The organism is Microbacterium trichothecenolyticum, from assembly GCF_030818955.1.
GTDB lineage: Bacteria > Actinomycetota > Actinomycetes > Actinomycetales > Microbacteriaceae > Microbacterium > Microbacterium trichothecenolyticum_B.
On record NZ_JAUTBF010000001.1, the window covers coordinates 1,027,733 to 1,048,975 of the forward strand.

The 21,243-nt window shown below is 64.7% G+C and carries 15 protein-coding genes and 3 rRNA genes; 3 read left to right on the top strand and 15 right to left on the bottom strand.

What is annotated here, in order from left to right; genetic code table 11:
• Positions 1-66: 66 nt before the first annotated feature.
• Positions 67-492, bottom strand: a complete 426-nt coding sequence (locus QE412_RS04925) for a MarR family winged helix-turn-helix transcriptional regulator (RefSeq protein WP_307480848.1) — start codon at positions 490-492, stop codon at positions 67-69.
• A gap of 38 nt (positions 493-530) precedes the next feature.
• Here QE412_RS04925 and QE412_RS04930 point away from each other — a divergent pair, with 38 nt between their 5' ends.
• Complete coding sequence (locus QE412_RS04930; protein WP_307480850.1) at positions 531-767, top strand: hypothetical protein; 237 nt, start codon at positions 531-533, stop codon at positions 765-767.
• A 204-nt stretch (positions 768-971) separates the two neighbouring features.
• Here the strand turns inward: QE412_RS04930 and uvrB are convergent, their stop codons facing one another.
• Both uvrB and coaE read right to left on the bottom strand, forming a co-directional pair.
• Complete coding sequence (uvrB, locus tag QE412_RS04935) at positions 972-3,041, bottom strand: excinuclease ABC subunit UvrB (RefSeq protein WP_307480851.1); 2,070 nt, start codon at positions 3,039-3,041, stop codon at positions 972-974.
• 91 nt (positions 3,042-3,132) lie between these two features.
• Positions 3,133-3,735: a dephospho-CoA kinase gene (coaE, locus tag QE412_RS04940; protein ID WP_307480852.1), complete on the bottom strand. Its 603-nt coding sequence runs from the start codon at positions 3,733-3,735 to the stop codon at positions 3,133-3,135.
• A gap of 112 nt (positions 3,736-3,847) precedes the next feature.
• Here coaE and QE412_RS04945 point away from each other — a divergent pair, with 112 nt between their 5' ends.
• A complete protein-coding gene (locus tag QE412_RS04945; RefSeq protein ID WP_307480853.1) occupies positions 3,848-4,216 on the top strand; it encodes a response regulator transcription factor in 369 nt (122 codons plus the stop codon).
• Positions 4,217-4,251: 35 nt separating this feature from the next.
• Here QE412_RS04945 and QE412_RS04950 read toward each other — a convergent pair whose 3' ends face one another.
• Together QE412_RS04950 and QE412_RS04955 are read right to left on the bottom strand one after the other, a co-directional pair.
• Complete coding sequence (locus tag QE412_RS04950) at positions 4,252-5,415, bottom strand: diguanylate cyclase domain-containing protein (RefSeq protein ID WP_307480854.1); 1,164 nt, start codon at positions 5,413-5,415, stop codon at positions 4,252-4,254.
• Positions 5,412-6,752 carry a sensor histidine kinase gene (locus QE412_RS04955; RefSeq protein WP_307480855.1) on the bottom strand — a complete coding sequence of 447 codons (1,341 nt, stop codon included), beginning with the start codon at positions 6,750-6,752 and terminating at the stop codon, positions 5,412-5,414. Before QE412_RS04955 ends, QE412_RS04950 begins: the two co-directional genes overlap by 4 nt.
• 1 nt (position 6,753) lies before the next feature.
• On the opposite strand from QE412_RS04955, the gene QE412_RS04960 reads away from it, so the two are divergent.
• A protein-coding gene (locus QE412_RS04960; RefSeq protein WP_307480082.1) for an IS3 family transposase occupies positions 6,754-7,931 on the top strand; the annotation gives its coding sequence in 2 pieces (ribosomal slippage) (positions 6,754-7,047 and positions 7,050-7,931; 1,176 coding nt in all).
• Here QE412_RS04960 and QE412_RS04965 read toward each other — a convergent pair.
• The 10 genes from QE412_RS04965 to rpsA all read right to left on the bottom strand — a co-directional run bounded on the left by QE412_RS04965 (position 7,932) and on the right by rpsA (position 21,046).
• A complete protein-coding gene (locus QE412_RS04965; protein ID WP_307480857.1) occupies positions 7,932-8,312 on the bottom strand; it encodes a hypothetical protein in 381 nt (126 codons plus the stop codon).
• Between the two features lie 83 nt (positions 8,313-8,395).
• Positions 8,396-9,067 carry a hypothetical protein gene (locus tag QE412_RS04970; RefSeq protein ID WP_307480859.1) on the bottom strand — a complete coding sequence of 224 codons (672 nt, stop codon included), beginning with the start codon at positions 9,065-9,067 and terminating at the stop codon, positions 8,396-8,398.
• A gap of 69 nt (positions 9,068-9,136) precedes the next feature.
• On the bottom strand, positions 9,137-9,688 hold the full coding sequence (locus QE412_RS04975) for a GIY-YIG nuclease family protein (RefSeq protein ID WP_307480861.1): 552 nt from the start codon (positions 9,686-9,688) through the stop codon (positions 9,137-9,139).
• 35 nt (positions 9,689-9,723) lie between these two features.
• Positions 9,724-11,973: a maltose alpha-D-glucosyltransferase gene (gene treS, locus QE412_RS04980; RefSeq protein WP_373426565.1), complete on the bottom strand. Its 2,250-nt coding sequence runs from the start codon at positions 11,971-11,973 to the stop codon at positions 9,724-9,726.
• Positions 11,974-12,121: 148 nt separating this feature from the next.
• Positions 12,122-13,336: an MFS transporter gene (locus QE412_RS04985; protein WP_307480863.1), complete on the bottom strand. Its 1,215-nt coding sequence runs from the start codon at positions 13,334-13,336 to the stop codon at positions 12,122-12,124.
• Between the two features lie 142 nt (positions 13,337-13,478).
• A 5S ribosomal RNA gene (gene rrf / locus QE412_RS04990) occupies positions 13,479-13,595 on the bottom strand.
• Between the two features lie 100 nt (positions 13,596-13,695).
• Positions 13,696-16,807, bottom strand: a 23S ribosomal RNA gene (locus QE412_RS04995).
• 416 nt (positions 16,808-17,223) lie between these two features.
• Positions 17,224-18,745 (bottom strand): 16S ribosomal RNA (locus QE412_RS05000).
• Together the 16S, 23S and 5S rRNA genes form the textbook arrangement of a ribosomal RNA operon.
• A gap of 571 nt (positions 18,746-19,316) precedes the next feature.
• Positions 19,317-19,490, bottom strand: coding sequence for a hypothetical protein (locus tag QE412_RS05005; protein ID WP_307480865.1), 174 nt, complete (start codon positions 19,488-19,490; stop codon positions 19,317-19,319).
• A gap of 101 nt (positions 19,491-19,591) precedes the next feature.
• Positions 19,592-21,046: a 30S ribosomal protein S1 gene (gene rpsA, locus QE412_RS05010; protein WP_154921078.1), complete on the bottom strand. Its 1,455-nt coding sequence runs from the start codon at positions 21,044-21,046 to the stop codon at positions 19,592-19,594.
• Positions 21,047-21,243 lie beyond the last annotated feature (197 nt).

Sequence of the window (21,243 nt, forward strand, 5' to 3'; positions counted from 1 at the left end):
AGGCGCACGAATGTGCGAGAGTGCGCCCGCCTCGGAACGCTCTCGGTGAGGCCCCGAGTGATCAGATCACTCGCGTGTTCCGACGAACGGGGCCAGGCCGTCCCGAAGGGCGATGAGCGCTCTCTCGTCGATCCCCACGCGCGCCATGATCTTCGCCGGCACCTCGAGCGCCGCGGTCCGCAGGGCTGCCCCCTCTTCCGTGAGGGCGATGTCCAGCACTCTCTCGTCGTCGGTGCGCCGGGTGCGCGCAACCCTCCCCTGCGCCTCGAGCCGCTTCACGAGGGGCGAGAGGGTCGCGGGCTCCATGGCGAGCTCGGAGGCCAACGCGCCCAGGGATCGTGGCGACTCTTCCCAGAGCGCGAGCATGACGAGGTACTGCGGGTGCGTGAGCCCGAGCGGCTCCAGCACCGGACGGTAGATCGACACGACGTTCCGCGCTGCGGTCACGAGCGCGAAGCAGACCTGGTTCTCGAGTTTGAGCGAATCCTCCACGCACCCTCTCCGTCCATTTCGTTAGTACACTAATTATCATGACACAAAGCGATTCGGACCGTCCGCGTCTCCGCGACCGCGTGCGCGAGGCCGGCGGTTGGTACCAGTACTTCAACACACGCCTCATCCGTGTCGCCGGCCCGGCATCGGTCGGCCCCTACGAGACCACCCCGGAGCCCGAGCGGACGGGACGCGCCTGCCCGCTCTGCGCTCACCCCATGTCGGAGCACACGGTGGACCGATCCGGGCCGAAGCCTCTCTTGCACTGCCCCTGAGCCCGGCGGCCCCGACCTTCACCCGCGCCCGGGGCTCACCCGCGCCCAGCACTCGCCCGCGCCCGGGGCTCACCCGCGCCCGGGGCTGACCCGCGCTTGTGGCTCACCCGCGCCCGGCATCCGCACACGCTCAGCACTCGCCCGCGCCCAGCACTCACCCGCGCCCGGGGCTCACGTCTGGCCGCTGGTGCCGGTGCCCCGCAATCACGCGTGCCCGGCCCGCTCCATCGCCCGGAGTTCCTTCTTCAAGTCCTGCACCTCGTCTCGGAGACGCCCGGCGAGCTCGAATTTCAGCTCCCCGGCCGCTGCGAGCATCTGCTGCGTGAGGTCGGCGATCGTCGACTCGAGCTGATCGGCGCCCTCCGCAGCGATCCCGGTACGACGCAGCTGCGGAGTGGGTGACTTGCCCTTGCTCGCCTTGTCGTTGCGCGCCAGCAGCTTGCGGGTGTCGGTGGCTTCGCGAGCGAGGACCTCGGTGATGTCCGCGATCTTCTTCCGCAGCGGCTGCGGGTCGATCCCGTGAGCGGTGTTGTACGCGATCTGCTTCTCGCGACGGCGTTCGGTCTCGTCGATGGCGTTGCGCATCGAATCGGTGATCTTGTCGGCGTACATGTGCACCTCCCCCGAGACGTTGCGCGCCGCGCGACCGATCGTCTGGATGAGCGAGGTTCCGCTGCGCAGGAACCCTTCTTTGTCGGCATCCAGAATGGACACCAACGACACCTCGGGAAGGTCGAGTCCCTCACGCAGTAGATTGATGCCGACGAGCACGTCGTACACGCCCGCGCGCAACTCGGTCAGCAGTTCGACGCGACGCAGGGTGTCGACGTCGGAGTGCAGGTACCGCACGCGCACGCCGTGCTCGCCGAGGAAGTCCGTCAGCTCCTCGGCCATCTTCTTCGTCAGGGTCGTCACGAGCACACGCTCGTCACGCTCGACCCGCACGCGGATCTCTTCGAGCAGATCGTCGATCTGGCCCTTGGACGGCTTCACGACGATCTCGGGATCGACGAGCCCGGTCGGTCGGATGATCTGCTCGACGACACCGTCGGCGATCCCCATCTCGTACCGGCCGGGGGTCGCGGAGAGGTAGACCGTCTGCCCCACCCGCTCCTTGAACTCGTCCCACCGGAGCGGGCGGTTGTCCATCGCGCTCGGCAGGCGGAAGCCGTGCTCGACGAGGGTGCGCTTGCGCGACGCATCTCCCTCGTACATGGCGCCGATCTGCGGGACCGTGACATGCGATTCGTCGATAACGAGCAGGAAGTCGTCGGGGAAGAAGTCGAGGAGGGTGTGCGGCGGGTCGCCCGGCATGCGCCCGTCCATGTGACGGGAGTAGTTCTCGATGCCCGAGCAGAAACCGAGCTGCTGCAACATCTCGAGGTCGAAGGTCGTGCGCATCCGCAGGCGCTGCGCCTCGAGGAGCTTTCCCTGCGCCTCGAGCTCCTTGAGCCGTTCCTCGAGCTCGTGCTCGATGGTGCCGATGGCGCGCTGCACCGTATCCGTACCGGCGACGTAGTGCGACGCCGGGAAGATCGGCACCGAGTCCATCTTCTCGATGACGTCGCCGGTGAGCGGGTGCAGGGTGTACAGCGCCTCGATCTCGTCGCCGAACATCTCAATGCGGATGGCGTACTCCTCGTACACCGGGATGATCTCGATCGTGTCGCCGCGCACCCGGAAATTGCCCCGCGAGAAATCGACGTCGTTGCGGTTGTACTGCATGGAGATGAACTTGCGGATCAGGGCATCGCGGTCGTACCGTTCGCCGACCTGCAGGGCCACCATCGCGCGCAGGTACTCCTCCGGGGCGCCGAGGCCGTAGATGCACGACACGGTGGACACCACCACCACATCGCGCCGGGACAGCAGCGAGTTGGTGGTCGAGTGCCGCAACCGCTCGACCTCGGCGTTGATCGAACTGTCCTTCTCGATGAAGGTATCGGTCTGGGGGACGTAGGCCTCGGGCTGGTAGTAGTCGTAGTAGGAGACGAAGTACTCCACCGCGTTGTTCGGCATGAGCTCACGGAACTCGTTCGCCAACTGCGCCGCCAGGGTCTTGTTGTGCGCCAGCACCAGCGTGGGACGCTGCACCTGCTCGACGAGCCAGGCCGTGGTGGCCGACTTGCCGGTGCCCGTCGCCCCCAGCAGCACGACGTCGGTCTCACCGGCGTTGATGCGCGCCGCGAGTTCGGCGATCGCCTGCGGCTGATCGCCGGACGGGGAGTATTCGCTGATGACCTCGAAGGGACGGACGGAACGCGTGGCCTGCATGCTCCCAGCGTAGGCGGGGCCTCCGACATCGGGGGCGGCTTGCGTTTCGCCCTCGGCGAGCGAGGAGTCGGGGCGCGTCTCAGATGCGCCGTCAACGTGCGTGGAGCACCCGCTCCCACAGGTCGTCGACCTGCCGGCGAGTGGCGTCCAGGTCGTCGGCGGTATCGATGACGACGTCGGCGAGAGCGAGGCGTTCGTCGTCACCGGCCTGTGAGGCGATCCGCGCACGGGCGTCGTCTTCCGTCATCCCCCGCGTCTCGATCAGGCGCCGCGCGCGCACCTGCGCGGGCGCGTGCGCGACCACCACCAGATCCCACGCATCGCCGGCCCGCGCCTCGGCGAGCAGCGGCACGTCGTACACGACGACGGCGTCGGGGTCGGCGGCGAACGCCGCGCGGAAGCGGGACTCCGATTCCTCACGCACCGCGGGATGCACCAGGGCGTTCAACGCGGCCAGCCGCTCGGGGTGCCCGAACACGCGAGCGGCTAGCCGCGCGCGATCGAGCGAGCCGTCGGAGCGCAGGACGTCCGCACCGAACTCCCCGGCGATACCGTCGAGAACAGGCGTTCCCGGTGCCTGCACCTGACGGACGATCGCGTCCGCGTCGACGACGATCGCGCCGCGCTGGGCCAGCAGAGCGGCGATGGTGGACTTTCCCGACGCGATACCGCCGGTGAGCGCGAGAAGAGGCACCCCACGAGGATGCCACACCCCCGCCGCCACACCCGGACCGCGTGCTCATCGGGTGGTGGTCTAGCATGCCTCCAGGGGCCGGATTCTCCGGCCGTGAGGATGGAAGCCCCCGATGACATCTTCGAACAGCGCGGTGGTGATCGAAGATGATCTCGATATCCGCACGCTGATCGCCGCTGTTCTCGCAGACGAGGGTTTCGACGTCCACGCGGCGCCGAACGGTATCGACGGCATCGAGCTCGTCCGTCGGTACACCCCCCTCATCACGACCCTCGACGTGAGCATGCCCGGGATCGACGGATTCGAGGCGGCTCGCCGTATCCGTGCGTTCAGCTCCACCAGGATCCTGATGCTCACGGCACGCATCGACGCTCTCGATCGGCTGACGGGCTCGACCCCCGAAGCCGATGACTATCTGACCAAGCCCTTCCGTCCGCGAGAGCTGCGCGAGCGCGTGCGAAAGCTCACAGCCCCGCTCTGAGGCGACGTCCGCGGAACGACGCCCGCGGAGCTCGGTCAGTGCCCCGTCAGGCCGAAGGGCTGCTCCCCCGTCGATGCGGCCTGGGCCGCAGCATCGTCGGCATGCTGGACGAGCGCGACCGCGTCGTACCCGTGCGTCTCCGAGAGCGCCATGCCCACCCCCGCGACCGGCACCACCGAGGCGCCCAACGCCGAAAGGTCGGTCACGACCCGTTCGTGAAGCATTCGAGCGGCTCGGCGTACGTCTGCCGTCGCCGTGGTCGTGAACGCGGCGACGAGGCCCGCGGCATCCCTCTCCCCCACCAACGCCATCGTGGGCGCATGGCGACGCACCGATGCCCAGAGCTCGCGCGCGATCTGCTCCGCGTCATCCGGACCGAATGCCGTGGACACCCGACGCAAGTCGTCGATACGGATGGCGATGACGCAGACGCCCTCGCCCATCTCCGCGGCGCGGACGCATATCATCGCGAGCGCGACCTCGAACGACTCGCGCAGCAGAACACCGTGGCGATCGACCGACAGCCGCAGGATGTCGGGGAGCCCGCGCAGGGCGGATTCGTTCGCGCGCAGGACCGAGGTGACGATCACGGCGGCGAGCACGAGGCTGATCGTCAGCAGCGCGGAGATGCGGGTGTCGAAGGCCGTGCGGAAGAGGTCGCTGTCGGGCCCGAGCGTGACGAAGACGCCGGTACGGCCCAGGAACCACACCCCCTCGATGATCAGCACGGCCGTGAGCCCGCCCGAGCTCCACCGCCGGACGATGGTTCCCCGGCGGGTCTCGATGGCCCCGAGGACGGCGAACAAAGCGTTGCCGAGGAACAACGGGACCGCTCCGGCCCAATCTCCGCCGTCCGGGCCCGCGGCGAGGGCCGAGACCACGACGATCGTGATCGCCATGGCCATCACGAGAACCGGCCCTCGCAGCGCGCCACGGTTGTAGGACACGCAGCCCAACCAGATGAAGCCGGTCGCAGCGACGAAAGCGCCGTTACCCAGCGCGACCGCCGTCCACGCCGCCGGAAGCAACAGCCACGCGAGGTAGCACACCGCCGACAGCGTCCCCGACAGAAAGGCGCTGGCCCAGAGCCGACCAGCCGAGGAGTCTTTCGACATCAGGGTGTCGAGCAGGTACATGACGGTCGCGACGAAGATCACGAGCGATGCCGCGGCGTGAAGGGTGAGTACGTCGAGGTTCATGTGTCGTCCCTGTGGAGCGGGAGTCGGACGAGGAAGGCGGCGCCTTCGCCGGGGGCCGCACGTACGGAGATCTCTCCCCCGTGCGCCTGCACGATGTCGCGACTGATGGCGAGCCCCAAGCCGCTGCCGTGGGTCGAGGACTTGCGCACCGCGTCGCCTCGGAAGAAGCGGTCGAACAGGCGTTCCTGTTCGCCGACGCTGATGCCCGGCCCGTCGTCAGAGACCACGATGAGCACGCTGCGGTCGTCGCCGGTGACGCTGACGGTGACCGTTGCACCCCTGCTGTTGTATTTGACCGCGTTGGCCAGGAGGTTGTCGACCACCTGGCGCATCCGACGCGCGTCGATGACGGCGGTCGTCTCATCGACCCCCGAGGCATCGACGCGGATCCCCTGTTCCGTCGCCCCCGGCAGAATCGACTCGATCGCCGCGCGCACGAGCGCCGACACGTCGGTGGCCTCGAACTCCAGCGCGACACCGAAGCCTTCGCCCGGCGCGGTGGAAAGCGCGAGGATGTCGGCGACGAGCTCAGACAGGCGCGACGCGTTGCGCTGGGCCACCTCCAGCCTCTCCCGCGTGACCGTGGTGAGCGCGGGATCCTCCAGCACTATGTCGAGATAGCCGAGGATCGAGGTGAGCGGGGTACGCAGTTCGTGCGAGACGCTGGCCACGAAGTCCTCACGTTCCCGACGCGCCTGTTCCTCGACGGTGACGTCACGCGAGACGACCACGGTCCCGGCATCCACCCCTTCTCGAGCGGGCAGGCGCCGCGCCGTGACGCTGAGAGCACGACGATCCTCCCCCGGTTGCCCGTACCAGACGAGCTCGCCCTCGAAGATCTCGCCGGCCCGAGCTCGTGCCAGGGGCGTGTCGCGGTCGGCGATGGGCGTCGTCCCATCGCCCCGGAAGACGGGCAGCTCCTGGCCGGAAGCGTCGTCGCGGTCGAGCAGTCTCGCGTGCGCGACGTTCGTGACGGCAAGCTCCCCGGAGGAGGTGATGCGGGTCACACCGAAGTCGACGGCGTCGAGCACCTCGGTGACCAGATCCTCCTGTCGTCGCGACCGATCCACGGCACGGCGCAGCTCCGACGACTGCTTCTCCAGGAGGGCCCGCTGCGCCCGGGCGCGGCGCGCGGTGACGTGCGCGATGCAGGCCACCGCCGCGAGGGTGAAGGGAAGCAGCAACGACGAGGCCGAGAACCGCTGGAGTGGATCGGTACTCAGCTGATGGAGCATGACGGCGCAGATACCGGCGATCAAGACGAGCACGGGTCTGCTGCACGGATAGGTGACATCTGATCTGGCTTGCCCCGCAGGACGGGCCTGGAAGGATGCCATCGTGCCCAAGCCTTATCCGAAGGAGTTCCGCGACGACGTGGTGCGTGTCGCCGAGAACCGTGAGCCCGGTGTGACGATCGAGCGAATCGCCGCCGACTTCGGGGTCCACCCGATGACCCTCACGAAGTGGCTCGCCCGCTCCCGCGCCGAGAAGACCGCTGCCGATACCGGTGCTCCGTCGCCAACTAACCGAGACGCCGAGGTCCGCGAACTGCGGGCGCGCAACCGGCTGCTGGAGCAGGAGGTCGAGGTGCTGCGACGGGCGACGGCGTATCTGTCGCAGGCGCATCTGCCGGGAAAAGGCTCTACCCGCTCGTGAAAGAGCTCGCCGGTGACGGGATCCCCGTCACGGTGACGTGCCGGGTCCTCAAGCTCGCCCGCCAGCCCTACTACCGCTGGCTCGCCAACCCCATCACCAACGCGGAGCTGGTGGAGGCATTTCGCGCGAACGCGCTGTTCGACGCGCACCGCGACGACCCCGAGTTCGGACACCGCCTCCTCGCCGATGAGGCCCGCGACGCCGGGGAGGCGATGTCCGACCGGACCGCATGGCGTATTACGTCGGAGAACGGCTGGTGGTCGGCGTTTGGCAAGAAACGCGCCCGCGGGAAAGGCCGCAAGGCCGGCCCTCCTGTTCACGACGACCTCGTCCAACGCGAGTTCATTGCGGACGCGCCGAACCGGCTCTGGCTGACCGACATCACCGAGCATCACACCGGCGAGGGCAAGCTCTACCTCTGCGCGATCAAGGACGTCTTCTCGGGCAAGATCGTCGGCTACTCGATCGACTCCCGGATGAAGTCCCGTCTCGTCGTCAACGCGATCGACAACGCCGCCGCTCTGCGCGGGAACGTCGCCGGTTGCGTCGTACATTCCGACAGGGGCAGTCAATTTCGCTCCCGGAAGGCAATCCGCGCCCTGGCCCGTCACCGCATGGTCGGATCGATGGGCAGAGTGGGAGCTGCGGGCGACAACGCCGCCATGGAGTCGTTCTTCTCGCTCCTGCAGAAGAACGTCCTCAACCGACGCTCCTGGACCACCCGCGAACAGCTGCGCATCGCGATCGTCACCTGGATCGAGCGAACCTACCACCGACGCCGTCGGCAAGACCGTCTCGGCCGTTTGACCCCGGTCGAGTTCGAGACAATGATGACCAAGACCCTGGCCCTCGCGGCCTGACTAACCCCTGTCACCTATCCGTACAGCAGACCCCACCCCGCGCAGGGCCAGAACGGCACCGATCCACATCGCGGGGAACGCCCAGAGCAGTCCGAACCCATCGGTCGGGGCGCTCTCGCGGAGCAGGGCGATCGCCACGACGTCCGCTACCGGCACGATGGGCGCGGCCCACGCGGGCAGCGACGCCCAGGGTACGAGCACCGCGACGATCCCGAGGACGAAGATGACGCCCGCGCCCGTCACGAACAGGGGTGCGCTGACGATGTGGCCCGACAGCATCGAAGCGATCGCACCGATCAGGGTGGCCGCCGACAGCATCAGCTGATTAGCGACGAGAGTCCGGCTCACAGCGGGGCGCTCACCGATGATCATGGGCGCCATGGGTCCGACCATAGCGTTCACCGGCCGGGCGCGGCGCGAGCGGGCCTGCGGCACGCCGGAGCCGGGGTACTCCCCCGGAGCGGTCAGAACCCGAAGTCGCCCCCGAAATCCCCACCGAAGTCGCCCCCGGCATCTCCCCATCCGGCGTCGACCGCCCCGGCATCCACGCCGCCGTCCCCGGCGAGATCCGCGCCCTCCGCCTCCATGCCGTCGGCGAAGCCCGCGTCGTAACCGGGATCGAACAGCGCCCCCACCAGCGCCGACCCCACCACGTAGCCGCCGATCGTGCCGAGCATCGAGGCGCCGAGCAGGGAACCGAACCCGGGCCCGTTCGAGAACGACCGTCCGCCGAACGTCCGCTCCATGAATCCGGGCTGCGTGTACTCGGCCCGCGTGGCGGCACGAGCGAGCGACGAGGGGTCGGCGTTCACCGGTCGCTCGGTCGGCGCCAAGCCCGACGACATCTCCTGGAGCACCTGCTGGCGCTGGGCGGGCGTCAGCCGGCCGAAGGCCTCGGCGTGCACCTGCTCCACGGTCTCGGGCGGGGCGGTTCGCAGAAGGTAGCGGTAGCGATCCACCGCCTGCTGGTCCTCGGCGGAACCGCTCGCGCTCGCGCGGGTATTCGGTGGCGGTGGCGGTGCGTACCGCCCGTCGCCGTCGCGCAGGTCGCTCGCCGAGCGACGCGGCGCCTCGGCGGCGTCACCACCGCGCCGGGGGTCGTCGCCGGAGCCGAACAGTCGATCGAGGAAGCCCATGACGTGTCCTTTCGCGTGTGATCCCCCACGGTAGAGGGCGCCGCTCGGAGCTGGCTGGGGCTTGCCTCGCTAACCGCGTCTCGCCAGCGCCTCACTCGTCCAGCGCGCATATCGCGCCCAGGGATCATCCACGCCCGCGGCAACGGCGGCGACGTGGATGTCGAGAGCGGCGCTGCGATGGAACCACTCGCTGCGGCCGAGGCGCTCACCGGCGAACTGCGCGTGGCGCCGGCGCTCCACGAGCCGGTCTCCGGGCTCGAAGGCAAGCACTTCGTCGTGCCAGATCGCGGCGAGGCGTCGGCGCGGGTGCGCGGTGGTGCCGATCTTGATCCGGTCCTCGTACCGCAGGTAGTACACCACGTCGACCCGGGGCGGGGGCAGCTCGTGATCGACCGGGTCTCCGTGACGCCACTCGCACACCGCGCAGAGCCAGCCGCTCGGCCACCGCACCCCGAGGCGCGAGCCGCACACGATGCACGGCGACGGCAGCAGATCGGTGACGCCCTCGGCGGAAGCTGCCCAATCGACGCTCGCGGCGAGATGCCAGGTGCACAGCGCCACGGGCGCGTCGCGCGCCGCCGAAGCGGGGCAGTCGCTGACGAGGCAGTGGGGATCGGACACGGGCCCACGCTACGTCCGACCCCCGACATCGTGCGTCAGTCGTCGGTCGACGCACCCTCGAGCACCAGGAAGAGACCGGCGTAGGGCCCCAGCTCGAGCGAGAAGCTCTGCAACTCGTCCACGCGTCCCACCACATCACCCGTCGTGGCATCGACGGCGGTGCTCTGCGGCACGAGCCACTCCGAACGCACCGTTCCCTCGATCGTCTCGCCCGAGAAATTCAGAACCGTGATCTGCAGAGGCGCGTCCTCGCGCAGGCGGTCCCCGCCGTCGAGGCGGTGCACCATCACGAGCATGCTCGGGTGCCCCACCTGCGGAATGTCCACCTGCGACGCCACCGCGATGCCGTGGTCGCGTCGCGTCCGCAGCACGTCTCGCAGCCCCGTCAGGAACGAGTCCGGGTCGGCCTGCTGGCGGCCGAGCGAGCCGTACAGCGAGCGAGCGCGTGTCATGCCGGACGCCGACGATGCGGCATCGGGGGCGACGTCGAGCAGATCGTGCGCGCCGCGCTCGATCCAGCGGGTATCGCCCGAGGAGATGAGGTGGCGAACGTCGTCGGCGGGCAGGGTCAACGACCCCGTGAGGTCCCACCCCGAGAGCGCGAACACGCCGGGCTGCCACGAGTTGTACTTGGCGAGCAGCAGGTGGGCATCGCGGATCGCGGGGACGTCGGACTCGGTGACGTCGGCCAACGTCGCCTTGCCCTGAGTGGCGGCGATGAGGGATGCCGTGGTGCAGGCGATCCCGTTCTGCGTGAACACGAGATTGAAGTCGGCCTCGACGGTCAGCTTCTCGGTCAGCTCGGCGCGCACCAGCTCGGCGATCTCGCCGCCGGTGTACTCACCATGACGGAAGGGGTAGACGGTGTCGCGATGCGTCGTCGCCCAGTGGACGAGCTCGTAGGTGAGCTCGTCATGATTCTGCATACCGTGGACGAGCTGGGCCGGCTCGAGTCCGGTCTCGAGGGCGGTCGTGAGTGCCAGGCGGAGGAACTCCGTGTTCGCGGTTGCGAGGGCGTGGTGATAGCCCGGACGCGTGACGAAGTCGTAGGAGAGGTCGGCGCCGACCGCCCCCGTGTCGCGGATGTCCTCCATCGTCAGATTCAGTTCTTGGAAGGTGAATCCGCCGACCTTGCGCACCATCCCGGCGATGATGTGGTTCGCGGCGTGCGACAGCGGGTGCCCCTCCGACCAGGCGGGCAGACCCTCGGCACTCTTCTCGACGCCGAGGAACCCGTTGGCGTCGAGCCGCAGCGCACTGGTGCCGAGATCGCCCAGTGAGTGCAGGGCATCGCCGATGACCAGGCGCATTCCCGCGAACGTCGGGTCGAGCCAGTTGATCGACGGCTGTCCCTCTTTGAAGTAGTGCAAGTACACCCAGCGCCGTTCCAAGCCGTCGGCACCGACCACGGGCGCTGTCGCGCTCCAGTTCGTCTCTTTCACCCCGGGCGTGTAGAAGATGACGCGCTGCAGCTCACCGATGATGTAGCCGCGGGCACTGAGTTCGCGCTCGGTGTCGGCGTCGAGGTTGACGGAGTCCCGTCCCGCGGGCACCTCGGGCAGCAGCCCCCAGTCCTCGCGCGGGATCTCCACCATGTGGTAGATACCGGGGTAGTCCTTGTAGGCCATCTCGGCCAGCCGGAAGTCCGCGCCTTTGCCGGTGTGACCGGGCACGATGTCGTCGATCACACTGCCGCCGTGCGCATCGGCGACATCGGCGACACGGCGGAACGCGTTCTCGTCGCCGAAGTCGGGGTCGATCTGCGTACTGATGCGGTCGAAATGCCCGTCGACGCTGGGCGTCTCCTGCCACCCGGTGATGCCGCCCGCACGCTTCACGGGCCCGGTGTGGATGCCGTTGATCCCCACCCACTCGAACGCCTCCCACAGCGCTTCATCACCGAGCGCGTCGAGGAACGACTCCCCCGGACGCGTGATGAGCGAAATGGGATAGGCGGTGAACCAGACGTCGGTGGACTCGATCGCTCGGCGCGCATCCGGTCGTGCGTAGGGATTGCGCCACATCGAGGGCTGGCCCGACAGTTGCCGGCTCAACACGTCGGCGTCCTTCAGCATCGACTGCCGCACGAGCCACTCGACATAGGACGGGTTCAAACCGTTGGCGTTGCGCGGGTCGGTGAGGAAGCGTCGAAGCGTCCCACCGCGGAACTGGTCGCGAGGGCGCAGACGTCGTGGGCGCGCGGGATACCTCTGCTCGTCGTAGCTGATCTCCGACGCCGGCTCGCCGGTCTCCTCTGCGGTGGACCCCTCGGTCACCTCCGTCACGTCGGGGCTCCGTTCGATCGCCCTCTCGTCGGCGTCTTCCACTCGCGACCTCCTCGCATCGTCGATACCCGACGCTACCGGGTGCGTACGACATCACTCCGGCCCATTGACCGCGACGGGTGGCGTGCGAGAAAGAGGGCGGACGCCGTCACGTCGACCGCGTCGGCGCGTGGCGAAGAGCCGCCCACGCCGACATCACGGCGATCGCGCACATCACGAGCACGACAATGAGGAACCAGAGCCATCCCGCCACGCCGAAGACCACGCCGAGAGCCCATCCGAACAGGCTCGATCCGCCGTAGTACCCGAGGTAGTAGAGCGACGACGCCTGCGCGCGCCCCACGGGTGCCGCGGCGACGGGCGTCCAACCGGACGCCACGGCGTGCGCGCCGAAGAAACCGGCCGTGAACAGCACGAGCCCGATCGCCACCACCCCGGTCTCCGGGACGGCCAAGAGCACCACTCCCGCTGCCATCACACCGGTCGACACCGCGAGGACGGGAAACCGCCCGTAACGGACCGCGAGGGCACCCGCGCGCGGCGATGACAACGTCCCCGCGAGGTACGCCGAGAACAGCAATGTGACGATGCCCGGCGCAAGCGAGAACGGCGGTTGCACCAGGTGGAACCCGAGGTAGTTGTACACGGCCACGAAGGCGCCCATCAGCAGAAACGCCTGGGCGTACAACGCCAACTGTACCGGTGATCGCAGATTCACGCCGATCCGACGCCACACGCCGGGCCCTCGCTCGGCCCTGTCGCGACCCGACACGAAGCCCCGCGCACGGGGAACCATGACGAGGAACAGCGCCGCCGCCACGACGCACAGCAGAATGACGGATGCCACTCCCCACCGCCATCCGCCGAGGTCGCCGACCCAGCCCGACACGACGCGACCCGACAGCCCACCCACCGTCGTGCCCGCGATGTAGGAGCCGGCGGCCGCCGCCACATGACGGGGATGGACCTCCTCGCTCAGATAGGCCAGCGCGACGGCGGGCACCGCGCCGAGCGCCGCCCCCTCGAGCAGGCGAATCGCGAGCAGGATGCCAAGATCGTGCGCGACAAGGCTCAGCGCCCCGAGAACAGTGGCGAGGATCACGCCCCACGCCATGGCCCCCACCCGGCCGATGCGATCGGCGACGACGGACCAGGGCAGCACCGCAGCCGCGAGTCCCAGCGTGGAAGCCGACACGGTCAGTGCCGCCGACGCGGGGCCCGATCCGAGATCGGCCGAGATCAGCGGCAGGACGGCCTGCGTCGCGTACAGCTGAGCGAACGTCGCCACACCGCCGAAGAACAGTCCCGCAAGCAGCAGACGGTAGTCGCGACTCCCGGGAACATGCCCTGGGAATGTGCTCACACATCGACTGTAGCGAGCACACGCGAAAACGACGAAGCGCCTCGTGCAGACCCCCGGAGAGGATGGCACGAGGCGCTTCGTCGATACACGTCGTAAATGCGAAATGGCCACCCAGCTTTGGGTGGCCATTTCGTTAAAGGAAGTCCGGCGGTGTCCTACTCTCCCACAGGGTCCCCCCTGCAGTACCATCGGCGCTGAGAGGCTTAGCTTCCGGGTTCGGAATGTAACCGGGCGTTTCCCTCTCGCTATGGCCGCCGAAACACTATTGATGTTTCAAAAACCAACAACGATCAATCATTGCTGCGTTCCCGACCGTACATCGAGAACCACTCAGTGGACGCAAGCACCAAAAACGGTGTGTTATCAAGTCATCGGCTTATTAGTACCGGTCAGCTTCACGTATTACTACGCTTCCACATCCGGCCTATCAACCCAGTAGTCTGGCTGGGAGCCTCTCACCCCAAAGGGCATGGAAGTCTCATCTTGAGGCCGGCTTCCCGCTTAGATGCTTTCAGCGGTTATCCATCCCGAACGTAGCTAATCAGCGGTGCTCCTGGCGGAACAACTGACACACCAGAGGTTCGTCCAACCCGGTCCTCTCGTACTAGGGTCAGATCCTCTCAAACTTCCTACGCGCGCAGCGGATAGGGACCGAACTGTCTCACGACGTTCTAAACCCAGCTCGCGTACCGCTTTAATGGGCGAACAGCCCAACCCTTGGGACCTACTCCAGCCCCAGGATGCGACGAGCCGACATCGAGGTGCCAAACCATGCCGTCGATATGGACTCTTGGGCAAGATCAGCCTGTTATCCCCGAGGTACCTTTTATCCGTTGAGCGACAGCGCTTCCACAAGCCACTGCCGGATCACTAGTCCCGACTTTCGTCCCTGCTCGACCTGTCAGTCTCGCAGTCAAGCTCCCTTGTGCACTTACACTCGCCACCTGATTGCCAACCAGGTTGAGGGAACCTTTGGGCGCCTCCGTTACATTTTGGGAGGCAACCGCCCCAGTTAAACTACCCACCAGGCACTGTCCCTGAACCGGATCACGGTCCTAAGTTAGATATCCAGAGTGACCAGAGTGGTATTTCAACAATGACTCCACACTCACTGGCGTGAATGCTTCAACGTCTCCCACCTATCCTACACAAGCCACACCGAACACCAATACCAAGCTGTAGTAAAGGTCACGGGGTCTTTCCGTCCTGCTGCGCGTAACGAGCATCTTTACTCGTAATGCAATTTCGCCGAGTTCGCGGTTGAGACAGTTGGGAAGTCGTTACGCCATTCGTGCAGGTCGGAACTTACCCGACAAGGAATTTCGCTACCTTAGGATGGTTATAGTTACCACCGCCGTTTACTGGGGCTTAAATTCTCAGCTTCGCCTTGCGGCTAACCGGTCCTCTTAACCTTCCAGCACCGGGCAGGCGTCAGTCCGTATACATCGTCTTGCGACTTGGCACGGACCTGTGTTTTTAGTAAACAGTCGCTACCCACTAGTCTCTGCGGCCACCACACCCTTTCGGAGCAAGTCCTAATAAGTGGATGGCCCCCCTTCTCCCGAAGTTACGGGGGCATTTTGCCGAGTTCCTTAACCACGATTCTCTCGATCTCCTTGGTATTCTCTACCTGACCACCTGAGTCGGTTTGGGGTACGGGCAGCTAGAACCTCGCGTCGATGCTTTTCTCGGCAGCATAGGATCACCCACTTTTTATCCGCATCGTGTCTCAGCCTGAATGACTCCCGGATTTGCCTAAGAGTCGGCCTACGCACTTGCACCAGGACAACCATCGCCTGGCTTGGGCTACCTTCCTGCGTCACACCTGTTAATACGCTAGCCGCACCAGCATGGGGTCGAGCGTTCACACACACCCGCCTCACCCCGAAGGGATCAGCTAAAGCATGAGCTAGGACTCTTAGCACCACTGGATTGACTGGGGCGGTTCTTCGCCGGTACGGGAATATCAACCCGTTGTCCATCGACTACGCCTGTCGGCCTCGCCTTAGGTCCCGACTTACCCAGGGAAGATTAGCTTGACCCTGGAACCCTTGGTCTTTCGGAGGACGTGTTTCTCACACGTCTTTCGCTACTCATGCCTGCATTCTCACTCGTGTAGCGTCCACGGCTGGGTCACCCCGCCGCTTCACTCGCCACACGACGCTCTCCTACCCATCAACACGGCTGGACCACGAAGGCCTACCAAAAATGTCAATGCCACAACTTCGGTGGCGTGCTTGAGCCCCGTTACATTGTCGGCGCGGAATCACTTGACCAGTGAGCTATTACGCACTCTTTCAAGGGTGGCTGCTTCTAAGCCAACCTCCTGGTTGTCAAAGCAACTCCACATCCTTTCCCACTTAGCACGCGCTTAGGGACCTTAGTTGGTGGTCTGGGTTGTTTCCCTCTCGACTATGAAGCTTATCCCCCACAGTCTCACTGCTGCGCTCTCACTTACCGGCATTCGGAGTTTGGCTGACGTCAGTAACCTTGTAGGGCCCATCGGCCATCCAGTAGCTCTACCTCCGGCAAGAAACACGCAACGCTGCACCTAAATGCATTTCGGAGAGAACCAGCTATCACGAAGTTTGATTGGCCTTTCACCCCTATCCACAGCTCATCCCCTCAGTTTTCAACCTAAGTGGGTTCGGTCCTCCACGACGTCTTACCGTCGCTTCAACCTGGCCATGGATAGATCACTTCGCTTCGGGTCTAGGACACGCGACTGAATCGCCCTATTCAGACTCGCTTTCGCTACGGCTACCCCACACGGGTTAACCTCGCCACGTATCGCTAACTCGCAGGCTCATTCTTCAAAAGGCACGCTGTCACCCCTACTAAGGAGGCTCCAACGGTTTGTAAGCAAACGGTTTCAGGTACTATTTCACTCCCCTCCCGGGGTACTTTTCACCTTTCCCTCACGGTACTTGTCCGCTATCGGTCATCTGGGAGTATTTAGGCTTATCAGGTGGTCCTGACAGATTCACACGGGATTTCTCGGGCCCCGTGCTACTTGGGATACTCTTCACGCCAAGAACAGGCATTTCGACTACGGGGTTCGCACCCTCTATGACCGGCCATTCAAAACCGTTCGTCTATACCCTCTTGTCACGTCGACTGCTCGGCAGAACAATCAGAAAAGTCCCACAACCCCCAACATGCAACGCCTGCCGGCTATCACACACGCTAGGTTTAGCCTCTTCCGGTTTCGCTCGCCACTACTCACGGAATCGCTGTTGCTTTCTCTTCCTGTGGGTACTGAGATGTTTCACTTCCCCACGTTCCCTCTACCCGCCCTATATATTCAGGCGGGAGTCACCAGGTACGCACGCGCCCTGGCGGGGTTTCCCCATTCGGACATCCTCGGATCAAAACTCGCTTATCAGTTCCCCGAGGCTTATCGCAGATTGCTACGTCCTTCTTCGGCTCCAGATGCCAAGGCATCCACCGTTTGCTCTTAAAGACTTGAAATCACATGAGTTGAATCGTCAAAAAATTGACTAATGATCTTTAAGATCATCTTCACGACACCATCCCGAAGGATCATGTCGAAGATGCTCGCGTCCACTGTGTAGTTCTCAAAGTACGGGCGGTACCCACCCCAGCAACCACAACCGTGGCGCCAGAACAGGCCCTCGAGGAACAGCCACCAACCACCACCAGCCTTCCGACTAGCCCGATCAGCGCCCGGCCCCTCAGGACCCAACAGCGTGCATGTCCCCACCCCTCCAACCCGGACCGTTCCCACAGCAAACTGCGTACTAGACCCGAAGATATCGGCATGAGCACCAAGTCAAATGTTCCACCCATGAGCTAACCAGCAGCACACATTCGGTACTGACCTGGCGCCTGAACAACCCCACTACAGGGCGTCAGATGCTCCTTAGAAAGGAGGTGATCCAGCCGCACCTTCCGGTACGGCTACCTTGTTACGACTTAGTCCTAATTACCGATCCCACCTTCGACGGCTCCCTCCACAAGGGTTAGGCCACCGGCTTCAGGTGTTACCGACTTTCATGACTTGACGGGCGGTGTGTACAAGACCCGGGAACGTATTCACCGCAGCGTTGCTGATCTGCGATTACTAGCGACTCCGACTTCATGAGGTCGAGTTGCAGACCTCAATCCGAACTGGGACCGGCTTTTTGGGATTCGCTCCACCTCACGGTATTGCAGCCCTTTGTACCGGCCATTGTAGCATGCGTGAAGCCCAAGACATAAGGGGCATGATGATTTGACGTCATCCCCACCTTCCTCCGAGTTGACCCCGGCAGTATCCCATGAGTTCCCACCATTACGTGCTGGCAACATAGAACGAGGGTTGCGCTCGTTGCGGGACTTAACCCAACATCTCACGACACGAGCTGACGACAACCATGCACCACCTGTTCACCAGTGTCCAAAGAGTCCCGTATTTCTACGGTGTTCTGGTGTATGTCAAGCCTTGGTAAGGTTCTTCGCGTTGCATCGAATTAATCCGCATGCTCCGCCGCTTGTGCGGGTCCCCGTCAATTCCTTTGAGTTTTAGCCTTGCGGCCGTACTCCCCAGGCGGGGAACTTAATGCGTTAGCTGCGTCACGGAAACCGTGGAATGGTCCCCACAACTAGTTCCCAACGTTTACGGGGTGGACTACCAGGGTATCTAAGCCTGTTTGCTCCCCACCCTTTCGCTCCTCAGCGTCAGTTACGGCCCAGAGATCTGCCTTCGCCATCGGTGTTCCTCCTGATATCTGCGCATTCCACCGCTACACCAGGAATTCCAATCTCCCCTACCGCACTCTAGTCTGCCCGTACCCACTGCAGGCCCGAGGTTGAGCCTCGGGATTTCACAGCAGACGCGACAAACCGCCTACGAGCTCTTTACGCCCAATAATTCCGGATAACGCTTGCGCCCTACGTATTACCGCGGCTGCTGGCACGTAGTTAGCCGGCGCTTTTTCTGCAGGTACCGTCACTCTCGCTTCTTCCCTGCTAAAAGAGGTTTACAACCCGAAGGCCGTCATCCCTCACGCGGCGTTGCTGCATCAGGCTTCCGCCCATTGTGCAATATTCCCCACTGCTGCCTCCCGTAGGAGTCTGGGCCGTGTCTCAGTCCCAGTGTGGCCGGTCACCCTCTCAGGCCGGCTACCCGTCGACGCCTTGGTGAGCCATTACCTCACCAACAAGCTGATAGGCCGCGAGCCCATCCCAGACCGAAAAATCTTTCCAACCCCCACCATGCGGTGAAAGCTCATATCCAGTATTAGACGCCGTTTCCAGCGCTTATCCCAGAGTCCAGGGCAGGTTGCTCACGTGTTACTCACCCGTTCGCCACTGATCCACCAAGCAAGCTTGGCTTCACCGTTCGACTTGCATGTGTTAAGCACGCCGCCAGCGTTCATCCTGAGCCAGGATCAAACTCTCCGTAAAAGAAAAATGCCGCCCAACCGGAATAAGGCCGGGACAAGCGAGTTCAATCTGACCAAAAAGATAAATCATTGCTGACTATCCATCGCCAACCCCCGAAAGAGTTGGACTTTGATCCAAAGGAATTTCTCGCAATCCGAAAAACGGACCGACGAGGAATAAATTGGCATTTGACAAGTGCACGCTGTTGAGTTCTCAAGGAACGGACGCACCCACAGAAACGATCTCTCGACCTACCCGTGAGGCAGTTCACTTCTATATGAGACCATTCGAACCTTGTGATTCTCACCGTGGGACCTATCAAGAAGATCAGCGTCGTAAGAACCGGTCGAATGACCAGAACCAAAACTCTACACCATCCGGCGGAGGTTTTGGACTGTTCACCACTTGAGAGGACGCGGGGCCTTTCGGCCGCTCCGCTCTCCCCTGTGGGGCGAACAAGTAATAAGTTACGCGGATCCCGCCCACTCGTCCAATCCACAGCGCCGCCCGGGCGTGTCGCGACGCCGAAACCGCGGAAAAACGCGGTTTTCGAGAGTTCGGCCCGCACCGGGCCGCCTGTGGCCCCGGAGAGTCAGACGAGCGATGAGATCGATGCCAGCGAGGCCGCGGCATCCGTGTGTCCCCCGGTGAACTCGATGCCACCGAAGAACATGGCGCCGAGGACGAGCGCGAAGACGAACAGGATCGACAGGAACAGCACGGCCACGCCGGCGAGGGTGATCAGGAGCGGGAGTCGGTTTGCCATGGAACGATCCTGCCCTGGGCTGTGGTCTGAATGCGGGGGCTTGCGCGGAAACGACCGAAGGCCGGCACCCCGAGGGGTACCGGCCTTCGATGAGGAACCGATCAGCGACCGGAGAGCTTCTCGCGAAGCGCAGCCAGCGACTCGTCGTCGGCGAGGGTGCCCTGGGCGGGCGACTCGGACGAGAACGAACCACCGAACGAACCGGTGTCGGTGGGGTTGGCAGCCTCGGCCTCGAGAGCCTTGGTGACGGCAGCCTTGTGAGCCTCCCAGCGACCCTGGGCCGCGGCGTACTCCTGCTCCCACTGCTCGCGCTGAGCGTCGAAGCCCTCGAGCCACGCACCCGACTCGGGGTCGAAGCCCTCGGGGTACTTGTACTCGCCACGCTCGTCGTACTCGGTGGCCATGCCGTACAGCGCCGGGTCGAACTCGGTGCCGTTGGGGTCGACCGACTCGTTGGCCTGCTTGAGCGACAGCGAGATGCGGCGACGCTCGAGGTCGATGTCGATGATCTTGACGAAGACCTCTTCGCCGACCGACACGACCTGCTCGGCGAGCTCGACGTGCTTGCCGGACAGCTCCGAGATGTGCACGAGGCCCTCGATGCCGTCTGCGACGCGCACGAACGCACCGAACGGAACGAGCTTGGTGACCTTGCCCGGAGCGATCTGGCCGATCGCGTGGGTGCGGGCGAACACCTGCCACGGGTCTTCCTGCGTCGCCTTGAGCGAGAGCGACACGCGCTCGCGGTCGAGGTCGACCTCGAGGATCTCGACGGTGACCTCCTGGCCCACCTCGACGACCTCGGAAGCGTGCTCGATGTGCTTCCAGGAGAGCTCGGAGACGTGCACGAGGCCGTCTACGCCGCCCAGGTCGACGAACGCACCGAAGTTGACGATCGACGAGACCGTGCCCTTGCGGACCTGGCCCTTGTGCAGGTTGTTGAGGAACGTGGTGCGCGACTCGGACTGCGTCTGCTCGAGCAGGGCGCGGCGCGAGAGCACGACGTTGTTGCGGTTCTTGTCGAGCTCGAGGATCTTGGCCTCGATCTCCTGACCGAGGTACGGCGTGAGGTCGCGGACGCGGCGCAGCTCGATGAGCGAAGCCGGGAGGAAGCCGCGGAGGCCGATGTCGACGATGAGACCACCCTTGACGACCTCGATCACGGAACCGGTGACGACACCGTCGTTCTCCTTGATCTTCTCGACGTCGCCCCACGCACGCTCGTACTGTGCGCGCTTCTTGGACAGGATGAGGCGACCTTCCTTGTCCTCCTTCTGGAGAACGAGGGCCTCGACGTGATCGCCGACGTTGACGACCTCGTTGGGGTCGACGTCGTGCTTGATCGAAAGCTCGCGCGAGGGGATGACACCCTCGGTCTTGTAACCGACGTCGAGGAGCACCTCGTCGCGGTCGATCTTCACGACGGTGCCCTCGATGAGGTCGCCGTCGTTGAAGAACTTCAGGGTCTTCTCGACAGCGGCGAGGAAGTCCTCGGCCGAGCCGATGTCGTTGATCGCGACCTGCTTGATAGCGGGAGCGGTCGTTGCGGTAGTCATGTAGTGGGTTGTCCTAGTTGGGTGTGGTGTCGGGCTCCGACTCCTGTGCTCATCGGTCGAGACCGGGAGCCGTCGCGCACACGCCCGCCGGAAGGCGAACGGATGCCACGAGTCGAAGCGAAGCGGATTGATCGTGCGATGCCACGGGGCAGCCGGAGAAACAGGCAAAGCCCCACGTGTGACGCCTCAGTCTAGCG

Bases quoted from the DNA above. Each gene is read 5' to 3' on its own strand.
- QE412_RS04930 (WP_307480850.1), top strand. From the start codon at position 531: ATGACACAAAGCGATTCGGACCGTCCGCGTCTCCGCGACCGCGTGCGC.
- uvrB (WP_307480851.1), bottom strand. From the start codon at position 3,041: ATGCAGGCCACGCGTTCCGTCCGTCCCTTCGAGGTCATCAGCGAATAC.
- QE412_RS04945 (WP_307480853.1), top strand. From the start codon at position 3,848: ATGACATCTTCGAACAGCGCGGTGGTGATCGAAGATGATCTCGATATC.
- QE412_RS04950 (WP_307480854.1), bottom strand. From the start codon at position 5,415: ATGAACCTCGACGTACTCACCCTTCACGCCGCGGCATCGCTCGTGATC.
- QE412_RS04955 (WP_307480855.1), bottom strand. From the start codon at position 6,752: ATGGCATCCTTCCAGGCCCGTCCTGCGGGGCAAGCCAGATCAGATGTC.
- QE412_RS04965 (WP_307480857.1), bottom strand. From the start codon at position 8,312: ATGGCGCCCATGATCATCGGTGAGCGCCCCGCTGTGAGCCGGACTCTC.
- QE412_RS04970 (WP_307480859.1), bottom strand. From the start codon at position 9,067: ATGGGCTTCCTCGATCGACTGTTCGGCTCCGGCGACGACCCCCGGCGC.
- QE412_RS05005 (WP_307480865.1), bottom strand. From the start codon at position 19,490: ATGGCAAACCGACTCCCGCTCCTGATCACCCTCGCCGGCGTGGCCGTG.
- rpsA (WP_154921078.1), bottom strand. From the start codon at position 21,046: ATGACTACCGCAACGACCGCTCCCGCTATCAAGCAGGTCGCGATCAAC.